The sequence below is a fragment of the Bacillus sp. Xin1 genome, assembly GCF_013314535.1.
Classification (GTDB): Bacteria; Bacillota; Bacilli; order Bacillales; family Bacillaceae_G; genus Bacillus_A.
This window is the reverse complement of sequence record NZ_JABUAE010000151.1, coordinates 1-851: the sequence shown is the minus strand read 5'-3', so window position 1 is coordinate 851 and position 851 is coordinate 1. Positions and strand designations below refer to the sequence as shown.

The window sequence follows — 851 nt, the reverse complement described above, 5'->3', positions numbered from 1 at the left end:
CTAATTGTAAATGGTGAAAAGCCAAGAATCATTACTAAATTGTTTGTAGAAGATCTAACAACACAAAAAAAGAACGATTTCTGGGAAGTAGTAACTAATCAATTATTAGAAGTATTACACGACTATGTTGTACAAGAAACAAATGTTGTAGCATCTTCTACTGATGCATTATTAAAAGTAAAAGAGTTATTAAGCACTATAAATAGTGCAGAAGATCTTGAAAAAATAATTTCTACTCTTGAAAGTTCAAATAGCTTTAAAATTGCATGGATTACATGTAAACCAAAGGAAGAGCACTTAATAAAATCAGTAATTGAATCAGCAAAAACTAAGATTGAATCTATGATTATGTAATTAATCTTTGAATTATTATCAATCGGTTATGTGTTGACTTGCGATTTTAGATCGCAAGTCTTTTTTTGATTTTAAAAGAAAAACACTTACTTTGGGCTCATGAACAGTCTGTAAGCCAGCAAAAAACGCTGACTAACAGGCTGATAACACCGCTCCCCACCTACTCCACCCGCTAACCCGCTCTTGTAGACTAGGAAGGAAATACAAGGGAGAAACAATAGCTGGGTTCCAGGCTGTCGCTTAACGGCGTGGCCGGAGCGTTTTTTCTAAGATCAGCTTCGAAGAAATAAAGACTTGAAAGTCATTCAAGTAGAAATAAAAAGCAAACCCGCTCCACAACACTTCCACTTCTTGGCCTGGCAGCCAAACGAGGCTATCATGGGGAAACGCTCGGCAATTCGCTAAACCCATGTGAATTGTTTCACTACGCTTACGTAGCTCCTGTAATTCATTGTATGTCGAAAAACCGAAGTCTGAGCCAAGACTTCGGTTTCGTT

The 851-nt window shown here is 36.9% G+C and carries 2 protein-coding genes; one reads left to right on the top strand and one right to left on the bottom strand.

Annotated features, from left to right (window positions below):
- On the top strand, window positions 1-354 hold a 354-nt coding region (locus tag HRG09_RS28200), incomplete at its 5' end, for a hypothetical protein (RefSeq protein ID WP_174104085.1).
- A gap of 240 nt (window positions 355-594) precedes the next feature.
- Here the strand turns inward: HRG09_RS28200 and HRG09_RS28675 are convergent.
- Window positions 595-851, bottom strand: a 257-nt coding sequence (locus HRG09_RS28675) for a hypothetical protein (RefSeq protein ID WP_217448200.1), incomplete at its 5' end; no start/stop codon positions are given.